This is a genomic window from Leucobacter luti, assembly GCF_019464495.1.
GTDB classification, from domain to species: domain Bacteria; phylum Actinomycetota; class Actinomycetes; order Actinomycetales; family Microbacteriaceae; genus Leucobacter; species Leucobacter luti_A.
The window spans coordinates 3,065,320-3,085,691 of sequence record NZ_CP080492.1; the positions used below are offsets into that span (position 1 = coordinate 3,065,320).

13 protein-coding genes, 2 pseudogenes and 2 riboswitches are annotated in these 20,372 nt (G+C 65.3%); of the genes and pseudogenes, 8 read left to right on the forward strand and 7 right to left on the reverse strand.

From position 1 onward, the window contains the following. Window positions 1–6: 6 nt before the first annotated feature. The 3 genes from K1X41_RS13765 to K1X41_RS13775 are packed head-to-tail and all read right to left on the reverse strand — an operon-like array spanning window position 7 to window position 3,552. Window positions 7–1,362 (reverse strand): aldehyde dehydrogenase family protein, encoded by a 1,356-nt coding sequence (locus K1X41_RS13765; RefSeq protein ID WP_220174870.1) that lies wholly within the window; start codon window positions 1,360–1,362, stop codon window positions 7–9. After that, window positions 1,359–2,201 (reverse strand): gamma-glutamyl-gamma-aminobutyrate hydrolase family protein, encoded by an 843-nt coding sequence (locus tag K1X41_RS13770; RefSeq protein WP_220174871.1) that lies wholly within the window; start codon window positions 2,199–2,201, stop codon window positions 1,359–1,361. The genes K1X41_RS13765 and K1X41_RS13770 overlap by 4 nt, the downstream gene beginning before the upstream one ends. Then, the gene (locus K1X41_RS13775) at window positions 2,182–3,552 is read right to left on the reverse strand and encodes a glutamine synthetase family protein (RefSeq protein ID WP_220174872.1); all 1,371 of its coding nucleotides are present in this window, start codon (window positions 3,550–3,552) and stop codon (window positions 2,182–2,184) included. Before K1X41_RS13775 ends, K1X41_RS13770 begins: the two co-directional genes overlap by 20 nt. A gap of 313 nt (window positions 3,553–3,865) precedes the next feature. On the opposite strand from K1X41_RS13775, the gene K1X41_RS13780 reads away from it, so the two are divergent. From K1X41_RS13780 to K1X41_RS13815, 8 genes and pseudogenes are all read left to right on the forward strand, one after another. Further along, window positions 3,866–5,410: an amino acid permease gene (locus tag K1X41_RS13780; protein ID WP_132202314.1), complete on the forward strand. Its 1,545-nt coding sequence runs from the start codon at window positions 3,866–3,868 to the stop codon at window positions 5,408–5,410. A gap of 201 nt (window positions 5,411–5,611) precedes the next feature. Beyond that, a riboswitch (glycine riboswitch) is annotated at window positions 5,612–5,713 on the forward strand. Beyond that, window positions 5,714–5,820: riboswitch (glycine riboswitch) on the forward strand. 46 nt (window positions 5,821–5,866) lie between these two features. Then, entirely contained in the window at window positions 5,867–8,710 is a 2,844-nt protein-coding gene (gene gcvP / locus K1X41_RS13785) for an aminomethyl-transferring glycine dehydrogenase (RefSeq protein ID WP_220174873.1), read from the forward strand. 12 nt (window positions 8,711–8,722) lie between these two features. Then, window positions 8,723–9,858: pseudogene (gene gcvT, locus K1X41_RS13790) on the forward strand (glycine cleavage system aminomethyltransferase GcvT). Between the two features lie 104 nt (window positions 9,859–9,962). Further along, complete coding sequence (gene gcvH, locus K1X41_RS13795) at window positions 9,963–10,340, forward strand: glycine cleavage system protein GcvH (RefSeq protein ID WP_133617066.1); 378 nt, start codon at window positions 9,963–9,965, stop codon at window positions 10,338–10,340. Beyond that, the gene (gene glyA / locus K1X41_RS13800) at window positions 10,337–11,659 is read left to right on the forward strand and encodes a serine hydroxymethyltransferase (protein ID WP_309478054.1); all 1,323 of its coding nucleotides are present in this window, start codon (window positions 10,337–10,339) and stop codon (window positions 11,657–11,659) included. Before gcvH ends, glyA begins: the two co-directional genes overlap by 4 nt. A gap of 17 nt (window positions 11,660–11,676) precedes the next feature. Then, a complete protein-coding gene (locus tag K1X41_RS13805; protein WP_220174874.1) occupies window positions 11,677–13,170 on the forward strand; it encodes an L-serine ammonia-lyase in 1,494 nt (497 codons plus the stop codon). Between the two features lie 30 nt (window positions 13,171–13,200). Next, entirely contained in the window at window positions 13,201–14,592 is a 1,392-nt protein-coding gene (locus K1X41_RS13810) for an MFS transporter (RefSeq protein ID WP_220174875.1), read from the forward strand. Window positions 14,593–14,741: 149 nt separating this feature from the next. Continuing rightward, on the forward strand, window positions 14,742–15,713 hold the full coding sequence (locus K1X41_RS13815) for a helix-turn-helix transcriptional regulator (protein ID WP_133617062.1): 972 nt from the start codon (window positions 14,742–14,744) through the stop codon (window positions 15,711–15,713). A gap of 78 nt (window positions 15,714–15,791) precedes the next feature. On the opposite strand, the gene aztD is transcribed toward K1X41_RS13815, so the two are convergent. The 4 genes and pseudogenes from aztD to aztB all read right to left on the reverse strand — a co-directional run bounded on the left by aztD (window position 15,792) and on the right by aztB (window position 20,325). After that, window positions 15,792–17,033 carry a zinc metallochaperone AztD gene (gene aztD / locus K1X41_RS13820; protein WP_133617061.1) on the reverse strand — a complete coding sequence of 414 codons (1,242 nt, stop codon included), beginning with the start codon at window positions 17,031–17,033 and terminating at the stop codon, window positions 15,792–15,794. A 67-nt stretch (window positions 17,034–17,100) separates the two neighbouring features. Beyond that, window positions 17,101–18,171 carry a metal ABC transporter substrate-binding protein gene (locus K1X41_RS13825; protein WP_220174876.1) on the reverse strand — a complete coding sequence of 357 codons (1,071 nt, stop codon included), beginning with the start codon at window positions 18,169–18,171 and terminating at the stop codon, window positions 17,101–17,103. Next, a complete protein-coding gene (locus K1X41_RS13830) occupies window positions 18,168–19,439 on the reverse strand; it encodes an ABC transporter (RefSeq protein ID WP_220174877.1) in 1,272 nt (423 codons plus the stop codon). Before K1X41_RS13830 ends, K1X41_RS13825 begins: the two co-directional genes overlap by 4 nt. Next, window positions 19,436–20,325 (reverse strand): annotated as a pseudogene (aztB, locus tag K1X41_RS13835) (zinc ABC transporter permease AztB). The gene K1X41_RS13830 and the pseudogene aztB overlap by 4 nt, the downstream one beginning before the upstream one ends. Between the last annotated feature and the right edge of the window lie 47 nt (window positions 20,326–20,372).

Sequence of the window (20,372 nt, forward strand, 5' to 3'; positions counted from 1 at the left end):
GATGGACTATTCGCTTGCGAAGAACACGTTTTTGGTTTCGGTGAAGTGCTCGGCCGCGTCCGGGCCGAGCTCGCGGCCGAGACCGGATTGTTTGAACCCACCGAAGGGCGTCGTGTAGCGCACGGAGGAGTGCGAGTTCACGGAGAGGTTGCCTCCTTCGACTCCGCGCGCGACGCGGATTCCCCGGCCGAGATCACGGGTCCAGATCGATCCACTGAGCCCGAACTCGGTGTCGTTCGCGAGCGCAATTGCGTCAGCCTCGTCCTCGAACGGGAGCACTGCAACGACGGGGCCAAAGATCTCTTCGGTGGCGACACGAGAGCCGCGCTCCGGGGTGACTACTGTCGGTGCAAACCATGCTCCGGGGCCCTCCGGCGCGATACCGCGGAACGCAATCGGGACGTCATCGGTGAGAAACGACGCGACGCTGTCCCGGTGTGCGAGTGTGACGAGCGGGCCCACTTCGGTTGCAGGATCGGTGGGATCGCCCACCTTCACGTTCTGCACCGCGCGCTCGAAGTGTTCCATAAACTCGTCATACACGCTGCGCTGCACGAGCAGTCGGCTGCGCGCGCAGCAGTCCTGGCCAGCATTGTCGAACACTGAATAGGGTGCGGTCGCAGCGGCTTTCTCGAGGTCTGAGTCGGCAAAGACGATGTTCGCGCTTTTGCCCCCGAGCTCAAGCGTTACCCGTTTGACCTGCTCGGCAGCACCGGCCATGATCCGTTTGCCCACCTCGGTGGAGCCGGTGAACACAACTTTGCGAACATCGGGGTGCGTCACGAAGCGCTCACCGACCACGGAGCCGCGACCGGCGAGAACCTGGAATAGGCCTTCGGGGAGCCCGGATTCCAGCGCGAGCTCTCCGAGCCTCAGGCTCGTGAGGGGCGTCCACTCCGCTGGTTTGAGGACGACGGCGTTGCCAGCTGCCAGGGCTGGTGCAAATCCCCACGATGCGATCGTCATGGGGAAGTTCCATGGCGTGATCACGCCCACCACTCCGAGTGGTTCGTGGAACGTGACATTCATGCCGCCAGCCACCGGGATCTGTTGTCCGATCAGGCGCTCAGGGGAACCTGAATAGTACTCGAGCACATCGCGCACGTGACCGGCCTCCCAGCGGGACTGAGAGATCGGGTGGCCCGAGTTTGTGGTTTCGAGCTGTGCGAGATGCTCAATGTCGGCGTCGACCGCTGCGGCGAAGCGGCGGAGCACACGAGCGCGATCCGCCGGCGCTACCGTGGCCCAGTCGCGCTGCGCCGCGACGGCTGCAGCGATCGCGCGGTCAGTGTCGGGCACATCGAGGTGCGTGACCTCGGTGACTCGCTCCCCGGTTGCCGGGTTCGTGACGGTGTAGCTCATAGCTGCTCCCTGGGGGTGGAATGGGGTGAATCAGGGGTGGGTGCTGAAGCGGTGGGGCGCTCGGCGTGCAGTGTCCGTGCCGAGCGGTACTCGCGCGCAGCGGCGACCAGGCCAGCGAACAGGCGCCGATCCTGCGCGTTCTCCTCCGGATGCCACTGCACGGCGATCCCGAATGGAACTGATGTGAGCTCGAGTGACTGCGCGATCCCGTCTGCGGTACGACTCGTCACCGTGAGCCCCGCCCCGAGTGCGCCGATGGCCTGGTGGTGGTAGAGATCGGCGCGCGCGGTGCGATCGTCTCCGAGCACGTCCGCGATCCGTGAGCCTGCATCCACTTCCACGTCGATCCGGTTAAATTCTCCGGCCCCGAGCTGGTAGCGGTCGTCGCCCACGACATCAGGGAGGTGCTGGATCAGGTCGCCGCCGAGTTCGACATTGAGGAGCTGCGCACCGCGGCAGATGCCCAGGAAGGGGAGTTCTGCGGCGAGCGCGGCCTCCAGCAGTGCGCTTTCAAATGCGTCGCGGTCGGCGCGTGGAGGTGCCGTGCGTTCATGCGCTTCCTGTCCGTAGCGCGCCGGGTCAATGTCGGCACCGCCGGAGAGGATGAGCCCGTCGAGCGCTGCAACGATCCCTGCCGCGATCTCGGCGTCGACGGGCTGCGGTGGGAGCACAACGGCGATCCCGCCAGCGTCGGTGACACCGTTGAGATAGACCTGTGGCAGGAACGACGCTCTCACGTCCCACACCCCGGTCTGGGCCTGTTCGAGGTAGCTGGTGATGCCGATCAGCGGTGCGCGATCGGGCACCCCGCTGCGGTGCTTAGAGGCGCTCAAAGCCACGGACCCGTTCCCAATCTGTGACGGCGGAATCGTACGCCGCGATCTCTACTCGTGCGGCGTGCGTGTAGTGGTCTACGACGTCGTCCCCGAACACCTCGCGGGCGAGCGCTGAGTGCTCGAACAGGTCTGCCGCGTCTCGCAACGTTGCTGGCACACGCTCGATGTCGCTCGTGTAGGCGTTGCCCGAGAGCGGTTCACCGAGTTCGAGTTCGTGTTCGATGCCGTAGAGTCCGGAGGCGAGCATGCCGGCGATCGCGAGGTACTGATTCACGTCTCCTCCTGGGACGCGATTCTCGACTCGCATGCCGTGCCCTCGGCCGACGACGCGCAGGGCGCAGGTGCGGTTGTCGTGGCCCCAGGCCACTGCGGTCGGAGCGAAGCTGCCCTCGACGAAACGCTTGTACGAATTGATGTTGGGGGCGTAGAGCAGTGTGAACTCCCGCATTGCGGCGAGCTGGCCGGCGATGAAGTGGCGGAATACGGGGGACATGCCGTCGGCGGCATCTGCATCAGCGAACACCGGGTCGCCTGCCTCGGTGCGGAGGCTTGCATGCACATGGCAGCTGTTGCCCTCCCGCTCGTTGAACTTTGCCATGAAGGTAATGCTCTTCCCGTGGGCCGCTGCGATTTCCTTTGAGCCGCTTTTGTAGATCGAGTGATTGTCGCAGGTGGCCAGCGCATGCGCGTAGCGGAACGCGATCTCCTGCTGGCCAAAGTTGCACTCGCCCTTCACGCCCTCGCAGTACATGCCGGCATCGTCCATCGAATTGCGGATGTCGCGCAGCAGTGGCTCAAGCCGCGTTGACCCCTGGAGCGCGTAGTCGATGTTGTAATCGGAGCCGGGGGTGAGGTCTCGGTAGCCGTTCTTCCAGGCCGAACGGTAGTCGTCGTCGAAGACGAGAAACTCAAGCTCTGTGGCGGCGAGCGGGGTGAGCCCACGCTCCGCTAGGCGGTCGATCTGGCGTTTCAGAATCTCGCGCGGCGAGACAGAAATCGGGGTGTGGTCTTTCGCGGTGGTCAGATCTGCGATCACGAGGGCGGTGCCGGGGAGCCAGGGGATCCTGCGCAGCGTTGACAGATCCGGAATCATTGCCATGTCGCCGTAGCCGCTCTCCCAGCTGGTGAGCGCGTACCCATCAACCGTGTTGACGTCGACGTCGACGGTGAGGAGATAGTTGCAGCACTCCGCTCCGTGGTCCATGGTGTCCTCAAGGAACAGGCGGGCAGCGACGCGCTTGCCCACGAGCCTGCCCTGCATATCGGTAAACGCGACGATCACGGTGTCGATCTCGCGCGAGGCGACCGCCTCGTGTAGCTCGGCTGGGGTGAGGTTTCCACTCGCGGGAATCATCTGTTCTCCTTGCGGCTCATCGTTGAGTTCTGGGGCTGGTGGCATCCAGTATTGCGGTAACCACGAGTTAATGGTCTGCGCTTAGGCCATTAAAGCATGGTGTTCGGGTGAGAAAGCAAGCCGTGTCGTGAAATTCGCCCCTGCATTCGCCTCTGATGCGCGGGCTCGCGTGCCTTGTGGGTCGGGAATCTTTTTATTAAAGGTGGTTGAAAACTACCAATGGCTGGGTATAGTCAAGCGTGTCATCCCAACATCGCGCGACGGCTGCACCGCTGCAGTCTGCATCGCTCACAACGTAGTGAAAGGGGTCACGATGGCCAAAGACACACTGAAAGTCTCGGGCGTGACATACACGACCGCAGAATCCGGGTATTTCGAGAAACGTAAACTCAAGCGCGCAGCAGGCGTCTGGGGGCTGTGGGGGCTCGCAGTCGGCGCGGTCATCTCGGGAGACTTCTCCGGCTGGAACTTCGGCATCGACGCCGCGGGCTTCGGCGGCATGCTCATCGCGTTCGCCGTGCTCATTGTCATGTACTACGGCCTGATCTTCTCAATTGGCGAAATGGCTGCGGCAATGCCGCACACCGGCGGTGCGTACTCATTCGGTCGCGCAGCCATGGGGCCGTGGGGAGGGTTCGTGACCGGCCTCGCTGAGACGGTCGAGTACGTCGCCACCACTGCAGTGATCGTCTTTTTCGCCGCATCGTACGCCAACGGCATTACCACCGAGTTGCTCGGGCTCTCGCTCCCGTCCTGGGTGTGGTGGGTGATCTTGTACGCCCTGTTTATCGCACTGAACACGGCGGGCGCCGCGATCTCCTTCCGGTTCGCGATCATCGTCTCCGTGATCTCGATCGCGATTATCCTGCTGTTCTCTGCGATGGCGATCTTCAGTGGCGCCTTCAGCTGGGACGCACTGTGGAACATTCAGCCCGACACCGGGCAGAGCGTGTTCCTGCCGCACGGCGTGCTGCCCATCCTGTTCGCCATGCCGTTCGCCATGTGGTTCTTCCTCGGTATCGAAGAACTCCCGCTCGCGGCCGAAGAATCACACAACCCGGTCCGCGACATCCCGCGCGCTGGCCTCTGGGCCCGTGGCACTCTGATCGTCACCGGTCTCCTCGTGCTCTTCCTCAACACCGGCGTGCTGGGGGCTGAAGAAATGGGCACCGCTGGTGAGCCACTGCTCGACGGCTTCCGCGTCATCGTCGGTGACCAGCTGGCCGCCGTGCTCGCTCTATTCGCCATCATCGGACTGTTCGCTTCGCTGCAGGGAATCATGTTCGCGTACGGGCGGAACATGTATTCGCTCTCGCGTGCCGGGTACTACCCGAAGTTCCTCTCGCTCACTGGCAAGCGGCAAACGCCGTGGGTCGCGCTGCTCGCCGGTGCACTCATCGGTTTCGTCGCGCTCGTGATCGTTGACCTCGCCGGTGGTGCAGACGGTGTCGCGGGTGCAATCGTGCTGAACATCGCGGTCTGGGGTGCAGTGCTCGCGTACTTCATGCAGATGGTGTCGTTCCTGATCCTGCGCAAAAAGTACCCGAATGCCAAGCGGCCGTACAAGAGCCCGTGGGGCGTTTTCGGTGCCTGGTCCGCTGCCGTGATCGCGGCGCTGATCTTTGTCGGATTCCTGCTGAACGAGACGTTCCAGCCGGCGATTATCGCGATCGTGGTGGTCTACGTGATCGCGCTAGCCGTGTTCGGCCTGTACGGGCGCCACCATCTCGTCCTCTCGCCGGAGGAGGAGTACGCGGTGTCGGGCGGTTTGCACGGAGACCCGCAGAGCGAAGGCTACGGTGGCGACGTTGAAGAAGAGCTCCTCGCTCTCGACGGCAAGGACACCGAGCCGAAGTAACGGGCTCGGGATGATCCCGGGGTCCGAGATGGCTGCTTCGCGTGCACCGAAGCAGCCATCTGCGATCCTCGCGAGCGGGGTGAGAGACCCGATCGTGCCCTGCGCGGACGAGCGCGGCCACTGAGGCCGAGATGTGCGGGAGAAGCTTCATCGCCCGAGCACAGAGTGCTAGGGTGGGCACTACTCATGAATATCGGCCATTAAGTTGTGGCGGGAGAGTCTGGGAACCGCGTGCGGGGTCCCAGCGCCGTAGGAGCAATTCCTCCCCGGGAATCTCTCAGGCCCCCGTACCGTCGCAGCGTGGCAACTCTGGAAAGCAGCTGGTCCACCCGGCTCACCGACGGTGCAAGGGCGCCCCGATTCATCTCGGCGCGTCTGAATCTCTCAGGTTCCGTAACAGAGCGGGGAGGATCCCATTTCGGGCGCTTCGGCGACCGCTCACCAACGGAGATCCTCTTGAGCTTGCAGCCATACGCATTCGCCGACCGCCACATTGGCGTGACCACCCCAGCCGACATCGCCACGATGCTGGACGAACTCGGCTACGACACCATTGACGACCTGGTCGACACAGCCGTTCCTGCGTCGATTCGCAAGGCCGGCCCGCTCGACCTGCCAGCGGCACGCAGTGAAGAGGAGATCCTCGCAGACCTCCGCGCGCTCGCTGCCAAGAACGTCGTGAAGACCCAGATGATCGGTCAGGGCTTTGCCGACACCCACACCCCACCGGTGATCCGGCGCAACGTGCTTGAGAGCCCGGCCTGGTACACGGCGTACACGCCCTACCAGCCAGAGATCTCGCAGGGCAGGCTCGAAGCGCTGCTCAACTTCCAAACGATGGTCGCCGACCTCACTGGCCTGCAGATCGCGAACGCCTCGATGCTCGACGAATCGTCCGCCGCGGCCGAGGCCGTGCTGCTGATGCGCCGCGCTGGCAAAGCGCCAGCGTCCGCGCGCGTCGTGGTCGACGCCAATGTGTTCCCGCAGACGATCGCGGTGATCCGCGGCCGGGCGGAGGCGCTCGACTTCGACGTGGAGATCGCAGATCTGACGCAGGGGCTCCCTGAGGGCGAGCTGTTTGGCGTCGTGCTGCAGCAGCCGGGCAACGACGGCACGATCCGCGAGCAGTCCGCGCTGATCGCCGCGGCCCACGAGCGCGGCGCGATGGTCACCGTGATCGCCGATCTGCTCTCGCTGACGCTCATCACCCCGCCAGGCGAGCAGGGCGCTGATGTGGCCGTGGGGAACACCCAGCGCTTCGGCGTCCCGCTGTTCTTCGGCGGCCCGCACGCCGCGTACCTCGCGATCCGCACCGGCTTGGAGCGAGCGCTGCCTGGCCGGCTCGTTGGCGTCTCCCGCGACTCGGCAGGCGATCCCGCCTACCGCCTCACCCTGCAGACCCGTGAACAGCACATCCGCCGAGAGAAGGCAACGAGCAACATCTGTACCGCGCAGGCACTGCTCGCGATCACCGCTTCGATGTACGCCGTCTACCACGGCCCAGCAGGACTCACCGCCATCGCTGAGCGCACGCACGCGCACGCCCGCACCATTGCAGCATCGCTCGCTGCGGCCGGGATTCAACTCGCAGGCGAATCGTTCTTCGACACCGTTGTCGCCACGGTGCCCGGCCGTGCCGACGCAGTGATCGCGGCGGCGTGCGATGCCGGTATCAACCTGCGCAGGATTGACGCCGACACTGTCGGTGTCTCGACCTCTGAAACCACTACTGCGGAGCACGTTGCCGCCGTGGTTGCATCCTTCGGTGCAGAGCTGGCACCTGCGGCGGCTCCGGGGGATCCGGGCTTCGACGCGGCGCTTCGCCGCAGCAGCGAGTTCATGTCCCACCCGATCTTCAATTCGATGCGCTCTGAGACGCAGATGATGCGCTACCTCCGTCGCCTTGCGGATCGCGATCTTGCCCTTGACCGCACCATGATCCCGCTCGGATCATGCACGATGAAGCTGAACTCCACTGCCGAAATGGAGTCCATCTCCTGGCCGGAATTTGCAGGGATTCACCCCTACGTCCCGGAGGATCAGAGTCGAGGCTGGCGTGAACTGATCGCCGACCTTGAGCGCAGGCTCGTCGAGATTACGGGCTACGCGGGGATCTCGCTGCAGCCCAACTCCGGGGCGCAGGGCGAGTACGCCGGTCTGCTCGCGATCCGCGGCTACCACCGGGCAAACGGGAACGAGTCGCGCACGGTGTGCCTCATCCCGGCATCGGCGCACGGCACGAACGCCGCATCGGCCGTGCTCGCAGGCATGCGCGTCGTCGTCGTGCAGAACACGGCTACTGGCACGATCGACCTCGACGATCTCCGAGCGAAGATTGACGCGAATCGCGCCGAGCTCGCCGCGATCATGATCACGTACCCCTCGACGTACGGGGTCTATGACGCTGACGTACGCGAGGTGTGCGATCTCGTCCACGAGGCAGGCGGCCAGGTATACATCGACGGCGCGAATATGAACGCGCTTGTTGGGCTCGCGCAGCCCGGCCAGTTCGGCGGCGACGTGTCCCACCTCAACCTGCACAAGACCTTCGCCATCCCGCACGGCGGCGGTGGCCCCGGCGTAGGTCCCATCGGCGTTGCCGAACACCTGCTGCCGTACGTGCCGAACGACCCGACCGGCACATATTCAGTGAGCGCGGGAATCCCCGTCGTCGCCACCTTGTTTGGCTCGGCCGGTGTGCTCCCGATCTCATATGCCTATATCGCCATGATGGGGGGCGAAGGACTCACCCGCGCGACGAAGACCGCGTTGCTGAGCGCGAACTACATCGCCGCGCGGCTCACGGAGCACTTCCCGGTGCTGTTCACCGGCGCTTCCGGTCTCGTCGCCCACGAGTGCATCCTTGACCTGCGTGAGCTCACGGCACAGTCCGGTGTCACCGCGGAAGACGTGGCAAAGCGGCTGATCGATTTCGGCTTCCACGCGCCAACGCTCGCGTTCCCGGTCGCGGGCACGCTGATGGTCGAGCCGACCGAGTCGGAAGACCTGGGCGAGATCGAGCGCTTCATCTCGGCGATGGTCACGATTCGCAGTGAGATCGACGCAATCATCGCTGAGCGGATCGCCCTGGAGGAATCCCCACTGCGCAACGCACCCCACACGGCCAGCGCCGTGGTGAGCACCGACTGGGATCGTGCCTACACCCGCGAAGAAGCCGCATATCCCGTGCACACGCTGCGCCAAGACAAGTACTTCCCGCCGGTTGGCCGGATCGATGGGGCCTTCGGGGATCGCAACCTCGTGTGCTCCTGCCCCGCTCCCGAAGCATTCGAGAACTGAGGATCACCCATCATGAGTACTGCATCAGACACATCGACAACACCGCCGGCGCACACCGCTCTGTATCCCGAACACGCGGCGCTCGGTGCCTCGTTCACCGACTTCGGCGGCTGGGATATGCCGCTGAAGTACGGCTCTGAGCTCGCCGAGCACCGTGCGGTGCGGGAGGCAGCGGGACTGTTTGACCTCTCGCACATGGGGGAGATCCGGGTCACCGGCCCAGACGCCGGAGCATTCCTCAACACCGCGCTCGTCGGCAACCTCGCAGTGATCGCGATTGGACGGGCGAAGTACTCGCTCATCTGCGATACCGACGGTGGGATCATCGACGATCTGATCACCTACCGGCTCGGTGACGAGGAGTACCTGGTCGTGCCGAACGCCGGGAACGCCGCAGCTGTGGCCGCGGCCTGTGCTGAGCGGGCAGCAGGCTTTGACGTTACCGTGCGGGATGAGTCCGCTGACACGAGTCTGATCGCGGTGCAGGGACCAGCGGCAGTCGCGATCCTGCACGCTCTCCTCCCGGAAGCACAGCGTGCGATCGTCACCGAGATGAAGTACTACTCGGCTGCGCCCGTGACGGTGGCCGGTCTCGATGTGCTGCTCGCTCGCACCGGCTACACCGGCGAAGACGGCTTCGAACTCTATCTGCCGAACGCGCAGGCCGCCGAGCTCTGGCGCGCGCTGCGTGCAGCAGGTGAGCCGTTCGGCCTGATCCCGGCGGGGCTCGCCGCTCGCGACTCGTTGCGGCTGGAAGCGGGAATGCCGCTCTACGGGAACGAGCTTGGGCGCGACATCACTCCGTTCGAGGCCGGCCTCGGGCCAGTGGTCTCCTTCAAGAAGGAGGAACGCTTCATCGGACGGGACGCACTCGAGCGCGCCGCGAAGTGACTCCCACCCGTGTACTCGTCGGGCTCCAGGGCGCCGGGCGTCGTGCCGGCCGCGCAGGCTACCCAGTGCTCGCGAATGGCCTGCAGATCGGCGAGGTCACCAGCGGACAGCCCTCGCCGACGCTGGGATACCCGATCGCGCTCGCCTCGATTGATCCAGCCCACTCAGCTGTCGGCACTGAGCTCACCGTCGACCTCCGCGGCAAGCCAGAGCCGTTCACCGTCGTGGCGCTTCCGTTCTACCGCCGCGAGCACTAGCGGGTCCCACTCTCAGCCTCCGTGGCAGGGACTCGCGCGTTCGCACCTTCATCTCACCCACGCTTCACCTCACCCACGCTTCACCTCACACTAAGGAACACATCATGAGCAAGGTTCAGACCGGTCTGCAGTACTCCGCCGAGCATGAGTGGATCACGGACGAGTCGCCCGCCACGGTCGGCGTCAGCCAGGTTGCAGCCGACGCGCTCGGCGAAGTCGTCTACGTCGACCTGCCAAAGGTCGGAGCAACGCTCACAGCTGGCGCTGAGTGCGGCGAAATCGAGTCGACGAAGTCAGTCTCAGAGCTGTACTCGCCCGTCTCGGGCGAGGTCGTCGAAATCAACCAGGCCGTCATTGACGATCCCAGCCTCGTGAACTCGGATCCCTACGGTGCCGCCTGGCTGTTCAAGGTCGCTGTCACCGAGTTCGGCCCGCTGCTCAGCGCTGAGCAGTACGCCGCAGACAACGGGGCAGAGTTGTGACCCGCTTCACACCGATCCCCTCTGCGTCGCTGAACGCCTCGATCGCGGAGCTGGATCCTGCGGTGGCGGAGCGGATCGACGCCGAGCTTGCCAGGCAGCGTGGTGGGCTCGAGATGATCGCGTCTGAGAACCACACCGCGGTCGCCGTGATGCAGGCGCAGGGCTCGGTGCTCACGAACAAGTACGCTGAGGGGTATCCTGGACGCCGGTACTACGGCGGGTGCGAAGAAGTCGACGTCATCGAAACGCTCGCGATCGACCGCGTGAAGGCCCTCTTCGGAGCCGAGTTCGCGAACGTGCAGCCGCACTCCGGTGCGCAGGCGAACGCTGCGGTCATGCACGCGCTGATCCGGCCGGGAGACACGATCCTTGGGTTGAATCTTGCCCACGGCGGGCACCTCACCCACGGGATGAAGATCAATTTCTCCGGCCGGCTCTATGAGGTCGCGGCCTACGGGGTCGATGAGGAGACGCTGCGCGTCGACATGGACGAGGTCGCGAGGCTCGCGCGCGAGCACCAGCCGAAGCTCATTGTGGCCGGCTGGTCGGCCTACTCGCGGCGGCTCGATTTCGAGCGTTTCCGGGAGATCGCGGACGAAGTTGGCGCCTATCTCATGGTCGACATGGCCCATTTCGCCGGGCTCGTGGCCGCTGGACTGCACCCGAATCCGGTGCCGCACGCGCACGTCACCACTTCAACCACGCACAAGACGCTCGCCGGCCCGCGCGGCGGCATCATTCTGTGCAATGACGCTGACATCGCGAAGAAAATCAACTCGGCAGTCTTCCCGGGGCAGCAGGGCGGGCCGCTCGAGCACGTCATTGCAGGCAAAGCAGTCGCGTTAGGGATTGCGGCGACTCCGGAGTTCGTCGAGCGGCAGCAGCGCACGGTGATGGGCGCACGGATCCTTGCCGAGCGCCTCGTGCGCGAAGACGTCACCGCGTGCGGTGTGAGCGTGCTCACCGGAGGCACGGATGTGCATCTCGTGCTCGTCGACCTCCGTGACTCGCCGCTCGACGGGCAGGCTGCGGAGGATCTGCTCGCTGCCGTCGAGATCACCGTGAATCGCAACGCCGTTCCGTTCGATCCGCGCCCGCCGATGGTGACGAGCGGGTTGCGTATCGGGACCCCGGCACTTGCGACGCGCGGCTTCGGTGACGCGGCGTTCGCCGAAGTTGCCGACATCATCGCGGAAACCCTCATCGCGGGTACACAGCCCGGTGGTGCCAGGCCGGAGCAGCTTGCTGCGTTGCGGGCCAGAGTCGACGTCCTCGCCGCAGAGCATCCGCTCTACCCAGACCTGGCGCAACTGAGCTAGCCAGACAGGAGCACATCGTGGCTATCAGCGTATTTGACCTCTTCTCGGTCGGGATCGGGCCATCCAGCTCCCACACCGTGGGGCCCATGCGTGCCGCGAATCGCTTCGCTGCGCAGCTGCGCAACTCCGGAGTGCTGCCGCGCATTCGTGGGCTGCGAGTCGACCTGTTCGGGTCGCTCGCAGCCACTGGGCGCGGTCACGGCACGCTGACCGCGGTTTTGCTCGGGCTGGAGGGCTGCGATCCCGAGACCGTGCTGCCAGCAGAGGTGGACGCCGCTATCGCTCGCATCGATCGTGAGGGACAGGTGCGGCTGAGTGAACGGACGCTCGCTACGTCGGCACTTTCGGCTGGGACAGGGCAGGATCCCGTTGGCGCGGATCAGGCCGCTGCCGATCTGGCAATCCCGGCCGTCGTCAACTTCAGCGAAGCCGACATTGTGCTGCGACCGCTCACGGTGCTCCCAACACACACGAACGGGATGCGCTTTGGCGTGGTTGACGCCGATGGTCAGCTCCTCGCCGAGGAAACGTACTTCTCGGTCGGCGGCGGCTTCATCGTGCGCGAGGGTGCGGAGGAGACGGTGCAGGATCGGCTCGAGTCGACGCTCGCCGTGCTTCCGTTCCCCTTCACCACTGCCGCCGAGTTGCTGCGCTACTCGGAAGAGACCGGCTACTCGTTCGCGCGGCTGATGCTTGAGAACGAAACGGCGCTCCGCACCGAAGATGAGGTGCGCGACGGGCTGTGCCACATCTGGGACGTGATGGAGGAGTGTAAGAACTCAGCGCTCGAGCGCACTGGAGTGCTGCCTGGCGGATTGAATGTGCGCCGACGAGCGCCCGAGTGGCATCGGCGCCTCTCTGCGCAGGATCCGGACCGTGACCCGCAATTCTGGCAGGAGTGGATCAATCTTGTTGCGCTCGCGGTGAACGAAGAGAACGCTACGGGGGGCCGAGTCGTTACTGCCCCGACGAACGGTGCGGCGGGCATCATCCCGGCCGTGCTGTTTTACGCGACGCACTACGTGCCGGGTGCTCGACTCTGGAGTGACGCCGAGAAGCGAAATGCGATCAGTGATTTCCTCCTGGCGGCGGGGGCCGTCGGCGTGCTCTACAAGGAGCAGGCGTCGATCTCGGGGGCGGAAGTGGGGTGCCAGGGCGAGGTCGGATCCGCATCGTCGATGGCTGCGGCCGGCCTCGCGCAGGTGCTGGGAGGGACGCCCGAGCAAGTGGAGAATGCTGCCGAGATTGCGATGGAGCACAACCTCGGCCTGACGTGCGATCCCATTGGCGGCCTCGTGCAGATTCCGTGCATCGAGCGCAATGCGATTGCGGCTGCGAAGGCCGTGAACGCCGCAAAAATGGCGCTCATGGGTGATGGATCCCATCACGTCAGCCTGGATGATGTCATCACGACAATGCGTGAGACCGGGCGTGACATGAGTTCCAAATACAAAGAGACCGCGATGGGTGGGCTCGCCGTGAGTGTGTCCGTCGGAGTCGTCGAGTGCTGAAACGGTCGTCCCGCCCTCTACGATGAACGCATGAGTGTCACTCCAGGGGGATCCGAAAGCTCGTTGTCGCAGCGCCTTGACGCGCTTCCCTTCACCAAGAAGCACGCCAAACTGTTGACGGGTTCCGGGCTCGGCTGGGCGCTCGACGCCATGGACGTCGGGCTTATCTCCTTCATCATCGCGGCGCTCACTGCTCACTGGGGAATCACTGCAGGTGAGGCGGGCCTCATCGCCTCGATCGGCTTCTTTGGCATGGCAATCGGTGCGAGCCTCGGCGGCCTGCTCGCGGATCGGTTCGGCAGACGCCAGGTCTTCGCGATCACCCTGCTCGTGTATGGCGCCGCAACGGGCGCGAGCGCCCTCGTCGGAGGGATCGCGGCGCTCCTCGTGCTGCGATTCCTCGTGGGTCTCGGCCTCGGAGCAGAGTTGCCCGTCGCATCAACGTACGTCAGTGAGTTTGCGCCTGCCCGCATCCGCGGCAGGCTCATCGTCATCCTCGAGGCGTTCTGGGCAGTCGGCTGGACGGCAGCCGCGATCATTGGATACTTCGTGGTGCCGTCCTCCGAAGACGGCTGGCGCTGGGCCTTTGCACTGGGGGCGATCCCCGCGGTCTACGCGTTCATCGTGCGCTGGGCACTGCCGGAGTCGCCGCGCTGGCTTGCGGGGCGGGGGCGCACCGGGGAAGCAGAGCGGATCGTCGCCGACTTTGAGGCGTCGGCGGGGAGTGTGACGGTGCCGGATCCGGAACGTGCGGAGGCGCCTGCTGTTACTGCCGCGCCCGCTGCTGGCGCTCCCGCCGTCGCGCCCGTCGCGGTCGTTGCGGGGAGCCGACTTGCGGGACTCTGGTCGCGTGAGTTCCGCGGACGAACGCTCTCGATCTGGGTCGTGTGGTTCTGTGTCAACTTCGCCTACTACGGTGCCTTCATCTGGATCCCCAGCATTCTCGTTGACGCTGGGTTTAGCCTCGTGCGATCCTTCGGGTTCACACTGATTATCACGCTCGCGCAGCTGCCGGGTTATGCAGTTGCCGCCTGGCTGATCGAGAAATGGGGGAGGCGGCCGACGCTGTCGGTGTTCCTCGTGGGGTCAGCGGCTTCGGCTGTCGTGTTTGGCACAGTGCACACCGAGGCAGCGATCATCGGCGCGGGTATGGCGCTGTCGTTCTTCAACCTCGGTGCGTGGGGCGCGCTCTACGCGGTCACCCCGGAGATCTACCCGACTTCGGTGCGCGCTACCGGTGCTGGCTGGGCCGCAGGGGTCGGCCGGATCGCGTCGATCGTCGCGCCGCTGCTCGTTCCAGTGATGCTTGCCGGGGTCGGCACGGCCTTCACCTTCGCAGTGTTCGCGGCGTTCTTCGTGATCGCGGCTGCGGCGACCTGGGGACTCGTGGACCGTCGCGGGGAGTCGCTGGACGATCGCTAACGTGCATCCCAGAGGCTTCCCACGTACATCCCGCGTGTATCCCTCCGAAGCGGCGCACCTCCGGTTTTCGTCTCACTGAAACTCCGAGGTGCATCATCTCGACCTGCGCGTCGCGGAATAGCCGCGGGGGAGCGCGTGTTGCACGCACTATGGCTGAGATCGATGCGGGGCCGTTTGAGCGCCTCCTAGAGAGTGTCGACTTGACCGTGCACGCTACACGGCGTGTGCAGTTGCTTCGGCGGCAGCGCTTCGTGACAGTGCGGGGCGCGACGACGCTGATCTACGTTGACGACGGCGAGTTGCGCGGGGCGCACGCCGCCTCGTGTGCGGTGGGGTCTGTGGGCGCTGAGGGGGTACAGTTTGCGCCGCGCCCAGCGCTTGACCGGATCTCAGCCGGCTCAGCGCTCGTGACCCTCGGCAGGGAGGCGCTGAGTTTTGAGGCTCCGGGTGATGCGCGATTGATCGTGGTGTCGCTCGAACTCTCCGAGACCGCGCACCGGCTCCATCAGTTGCTGCCCGATCCACTGGTAATCTCAGATTTTGACGTGCTCGAACCGCCAGTTGCCGCGCTTGCGAGCAGCATGGGTCTGAATGCGCCTGAAGCGGACCGAGTCTCTGCGGAAACGTCACTGGGCGAGACTCCTGAGGCCGCCGAAACGGGCTGCGAGCTTCGCAACGGCGATGCCCTGATCTGCAGGCTCATGGCGCGCACGGTGTTGCTCGCCGTCTTGCGTGCGTGGTTCACTGCCGGCTGCGCGCCGCAAGACTGGGCCGCACGCGCAACGGATCCGCACCTCGAGCGGGTCCTCAGCGCGATCCACCGCGATCCTGGCCGCGACTGGTCGCTCGACACGCTCGCCGGCCTCGGCGCTATGTCCCGCTCCGCCTTCGCCAAGCGGTTCCGTGAGCTGCTGGGCTCCTCACCCGGCCAGTATCTTGCCGGGGTGCGGATGGAGGATGCCAAGCGTCGGCTCGCCAGCGGTGCGTCCGTCACGCAGATCTCGCGCGAGCTCGGCTACGGTTCCGACGAGGGCTTTAGCCGTGCGTTCCGACGGCACACCGGGGTGGTGCCGTCTCGATGGCGCTCGTCCAGTTCCCGTCCGGTGCCAGTCGCCACCTGAGCGGCTCGGTCCGAACCGGTACACCCCGACAGAGGTGAGCCAGCGCGGCGGAACACAGGGTGTTCCGCCGCGCTGCGGTTAGCTCGAAGCGATCGCGATTTCGTTGGGTGCACCGTCGATTTTCGTGCTCGCGAGGATGTTGCCCGTTGTCAGATCCACTGCGTGCACGGTGCGCGCTGCCGGCTCGGTCACATAAGCCGTGTCGCCGTCGGAGGTGATCGTGGGGTGCGCGTCCTGCCAGTCGGCGGGCCCTTCCCACGGCTCGATCACGGGGAACGAGGTGACGATCGTGCCCGAGACCGGGTCGAGTACATGGATTGAGCCATCAGTAGAGAGAATGTACGCATGGTCCTCCGGCCCGCGCACGACGTCGCGGTAGGTGTACCGTACCTCCGCTGGCAGTTCCGCAACGCGCAGTGTGCCGGCCTGGGTATCAATGAGGGCGACGGAGTCGAGGAGGTACCCTTCGGCATCCGGGTCGCTCTGGTAGTCGCCCACGACGAGCGAGCTGGTGTCTGACACCCACGCGTTTCCCATACGGCCGTAGGCATCGGGCGCAGGCAGCTTCGTGAACGCTCCGTCGCTGTAGAGCAGCGCGCCGTCTTCGCATCCGAACACCACCGCCTCGTCCTGAGCGGTGCCCTCGCCGTGGATTCCGGGGCACTCGTCGGAAGCTGTGATCTCGTGCCAGTGATCGTCGTGCGGTTCGAGCGCTGCAGCACCTGATCGGCTCGTGTCATCTCCCACTGTCGTGAGGAGTGTGCCATCGCTCAGTGCGATCGATACCCCGTGGTGGGGGGAGTCCGCCTCGTACTCTTGGGCGGCGGGCACGGTCGTGTTGTCTGTTGCGAGCGCCGCAGTATCAAGGATCGTCGTGCGACCGGTCCCATCGTCGTATAAGACGGTGGTGCCGTCGTGGCGCACGGCATGGCCAGCGGAGGAAGCTGGGAAGATGAGGCCGGTAAGTTTGGCCGCTTCTGTGTCCAGGACTTCGAAGCCGCGAGAGGTGGTGACGAGGAGGTGCTGTCCGTCGCCGAACGAGTTCAGCCGAGTGAACTGTTCGGTGTCGAGCGTATCAACGACGGTGAGTTTTCCGTTGCGGACTTCGCTCCCGTCGAGCACTGTGATGCCCCCTGCTGTGGTGACGGCGAGGCGCTGCGCTGCTTGCGGGCTCGCGCTATCGACTGCGGCATCGTTGGGCGGTGCTGCGGTGGCACTGCACGCCGAAGCGAGGAGCGCAATTCCCGCGCTTGCCGCAACGGCGAGCATCAGTCGGGAGCGCTGCGACGAAGCCCGTCGCGGATGTGGAATGTGGGTCATTGTGTGCTTTCTCGTGTGGTGATGGGGTGGCCAGTTTTTGGCCGGGAGGCTGGACGCGGAGCGTTGCTCACTGAGCACTGCGATCAGTGGGGAGTTGCAGTGCGTCAGGGTCCAGCCCGTCAGCGATCCGCGCGGTGTTCGTGGTGAGCATCTCCACATACGTTTCGGCGCCTGCGCCAGGAAGGGAGAGCGACTCCGTGAAGAGTTCGATGACCTGCACATCGATCCCGGCTTCTTCGGCGAGTACCCGCATGAGCCGGTCCGGAGCAGAAGACTCCGCGAAGATCGCGGGCACATTCGCGCTGGTGATCGCGTCGACGAGCTCGCGGAGATCTGCGGCGCTCGGTGCCGCGAGCGTGGTTCCGCCCGGGATTGCCGTGCCCAGCACGCGGAAGTCATAGCGATCAGCGAGGTATCCGAAGACGTGGTGGTTCGTGATGAGTGCGCGCCGCTCAGACGGAATTGCAGAAAATCGCTCCGCCATCTCGCTGTCGAGCTCCCTGAGCTGCCCCGCATACGCCTCACCGCGGGTTGCGATGGCAGTCCGATCCGCCGTGTTGATCCCCGCAACCGCGGAGGCGTCAGTCAGTGTGGTCGTGAGTGCTTCGACCACATCGACCATGCGCCCGGGATCTGTCCAAAAATGTGGATCAGGATCGCCGCTGCCGCTGCCGCCTGCGCCGCTGTCGGTGCCGCCTGCGCCGCTGTCGGTGCTGGTGTAGGGGATGGACTCGATGTGGTCTCCTGCGACAAACATCGGTGTCCCAGCCTGACGCACGCGATCGAGGTGCTGCTGCAAGCCCTCCTCGAGGCCGAATCCATTCGAGACCACGAGTGCTGCGCGGTCCAGCAGCGCGGCTTCACTCGCAGAGATCTCAAAGGAGTGGGGGTCAGCGTTCGGGCGCATCAGTGTCGTAACGTGCGCTGCGTCCCCGAGGACCTGGGAGACCACGTCGCCGAGGATGTTCGTCGTGACGACGACTTCGGGGAGATCCTGCCCAGCTCCTGCTGACTCAGGTTGACCCTGAATCGCGCACCCAGCAAGCGTGGCGATGAGTGTTGCGGTGACGGTGGCGGCGAGGAACCCACGAATTCCGCGCGGGCCGGAGTGCACGCGCTGGCGAACGATGGTGCTCATCGGCCGGTCTCGGCGAACACTGCGGGGGCGATTTTGGGCTGGAACTCGCGCGAGATCCTGGCGTTGTCCGCGAAATCAATTTCGGTGACCGTTGCTCGCTCGGGAGAAGCGAGGTACGCGCGGTTCGCATCAAGGCTCAACGCGATCGAGGCGACCTCGAACTCCCCACGGTGCGTGCTCGCGGTGAGGTCGGTTGCGGTCAGCAGCGGTGTCGTCACGGCAATTGCTCTGCCGTCACGGAAGACGTGGACGCGGCCGGTGGTGTCGACGGCAACAACGTGTGACTCCGCGTCGTCGACGGCTCCCGCAGCAATGAACCGGAACTCACTCTGAATGGAATCCCACGTTCGAGCCCGGCTGTCGAACAGCGTGATCCCCGTGTCCGGGCTGGGCCCGGCGAGCACTGGTCGCCCCTTTCGTCCTGACATCGTGGGCAGAACGGCGCCCTGGACGGGTGAGGCGACGAAGTCGAACTCGGGTGTCCCGTCGCTCGCGGTCGTGCCTACGACGGCACCTCCGGTGCATATGACGACGAGGCCAGCGCGCGTGTGCAGTGCGGAATGTGGGTGGTCACATGCGGCCGTGTGATCGCTTGCACTGCCGTCAGCCGAAATGTAGCGCAGGGTGCTGGGGTGCCCATTCGCATCGGTCTCCGATACCACCGCGCCATCCGCGAACGGGGCAATGAGTCCACTGTGCGGCGAGACCCGCACGCGGAACAGTTCCTCAACGGAGCCGTGCGCGAGTGCAGTGTTGTCGAGCAACACCGCGTCACCGGACGTGGGGAAGAACACGCCGGTACCGCCCGCGGTTGAGAGCGGGCCCCCGATGACGGTCGCGATCCCCTCGCCAGCCACGCTGCCGAGGAGTTCCGGCTCGCTGCGGTAGTAGTGAGAGTGGTCGCCGTGATCCCAGGTCCACACGCCGCTATCTACGATCTCGACCCCCGCGGCGTGCGCTGCGAATCCGTAGCGCCCATCACTGCTGAGGTGCGCCGGTGCAGTGATGTGAGCGATTTCGCGCTCGGAACTGTCAAGGAGGTCGAGGAGCCCCACTCGGCCCGTCGTATCGACGGTGAGGAGCTGCAATTGCGCTTCGGATTCCTCCGATGCGCCAGCAACCGCGCCGTGTCCCGGTTTGGACTCGGCTGCTGAAGAAGAGTTGAGATCGTCCGCGTTGGGCGGCTGCGCGCCAGGGGGAGTGCAGGCGACGATCGAGAGCGTGAGAATCAGGCCGCAGCTGGCTGCGAGGGGGCGGAGCAAGTTCATGCGTGGCTTTCTTGAGCGTGAGTGGACGACACCGGTGCGGTGCGGGCGGATGCTTCGGCTGTGGAGCGCGGGGCGCGGTGGGTCACGAAATGGAGCGCGTGTGACACTGCTGCGGAGGTGATCGCGCTCGCGGCGATCGTGGCCCCAGCCGCTGTTGCCGCGAGCCAGGAGATGGACAGCCCCGCAGCGACTGCGACGATGCCGATGAGTGACGCGAGCGCGATCCGGTGCGGGATCCGTGCAGACCACGGTTGTGCCGCAACTGCCGGGCCGAGCAACAGTGCGACCACGAGGAGCGTGCCGATCGCCTGTGCTGAGGCGACGACGGCGAGGGTGACGAGCCCGGTGAGTGCGGCGTGCGCCCACCGTGGACGGTATCCCAGGGTCTGGGCGATGCGGCTGTCGAACGCGCAGGCGACGAATGCGCGATGGCAGGCCACGGCGACCGCGAGTGTGAGAGCTGCAGCACTGCAGAGCGCCATGATGGTGCCCCGATCGATTGCAAGTACGTCACCAAAGAGGAGCGCTGTGGCGTCCGTTGCGAAGCTGCCTGAATGGGACACGATGATGACACCGAGAGACAGCATTGCGACGAACAGTAGGCCGATGCTGGTGTCGTACGAGAGACGGCCGCGCCGCTGGAGGGCGGCGATGAGCAGGCTCATGATCGCCGCGGTTGTGGCGCCGCCGAGCATGGGGGAGCGCCTGCGAGCGTTGCAAGAGCAACGCCCGAAAGCATGCCGTGGCCGACGGCCTCGCCGAGAAAGGCCATGCCGCGGATCACTACCCATGTGCCGACGACGCCGCAGATGATGGCGGCGAGCGCGCCGCCGAGCAGCGCGCGAGTGAAAAACGCGGTGCTGAGCGCATCGATGATCCAGTGCATGAGACTCGACCATACAGATAACGAGAACCATTCTCAATATGATAGCG

What these genes read in the sequence shown, in the direction of transcription:
- K1X41_RS13765 (WP_220174870.1), bottom strand. Translation starts at nt 1,362, where the DNA reads ATGAGCTACACCGTCACGAACCCGGCAACCGGGGAGCGAGTCACCGAG.
- K1X41_RS13825 (WP_220174876.1), bottom strand. Translation starts at nt 18,171, where the DNA reads ATGAGCACCATCGTTCGCCAGCGCGTGCACTCCGGCCCGCGCGGAATT.
- aztD (WP_133617061.1), bottom strand. Translation starts at nt 17,033, where the DNA reads ATGACCCACATTCCACATCCGCGACGGGCTTCGTCGCAGCGCTCCCGA.
- K1X41_RS13780 (WP_132202314.1), top strand. Translation starts at nt 3,866, where the DNA reads ATGGCCAAAGACACACTGAAAGTCTCGGGCGTGACATACACGACCGCA.
- K1X41_RS13830 (WP_220174877.1), bottom strand. Translation starts at nt 19,439, where the DNA reads ATGAACTTGCTCCGCCCCCTCGCAGCCAGCTGCGGCCTGATTCTCACG.
- K1X41_RS13815 (WP_133617062.1), top strand. Translation starts at nt 14,742, where the DNA reads ATGGCTGAGATCGATGCGGGGCCGTTTGAGCGCCTCCTAGAGAGTGTC.
- K1X41_RS13775 (WP_220174872.1), bottom strand. Translation starts at nt 3,552, where the DNA reads ATGATTCCCGCGAGTGGAAACCTCACCCCAGCCGAGCTACACGAGGCG.
- gcvH (WP_133617066.1), top strand. Translation starts at nt 9,963, where the DNA reads ATGAGCAAGGTTCAGACCGGTCTGCAGTACTCCGCCGAGCATGAGTGG.
- K1X41_RS13810 (WP_220174875.1), top strand. Translation starts at nt 13,201, where the DNA reads ATGAGTGTCACTCCAGGGGGATCCGAAAGCTCGTTGTCGCAGCGCCTT.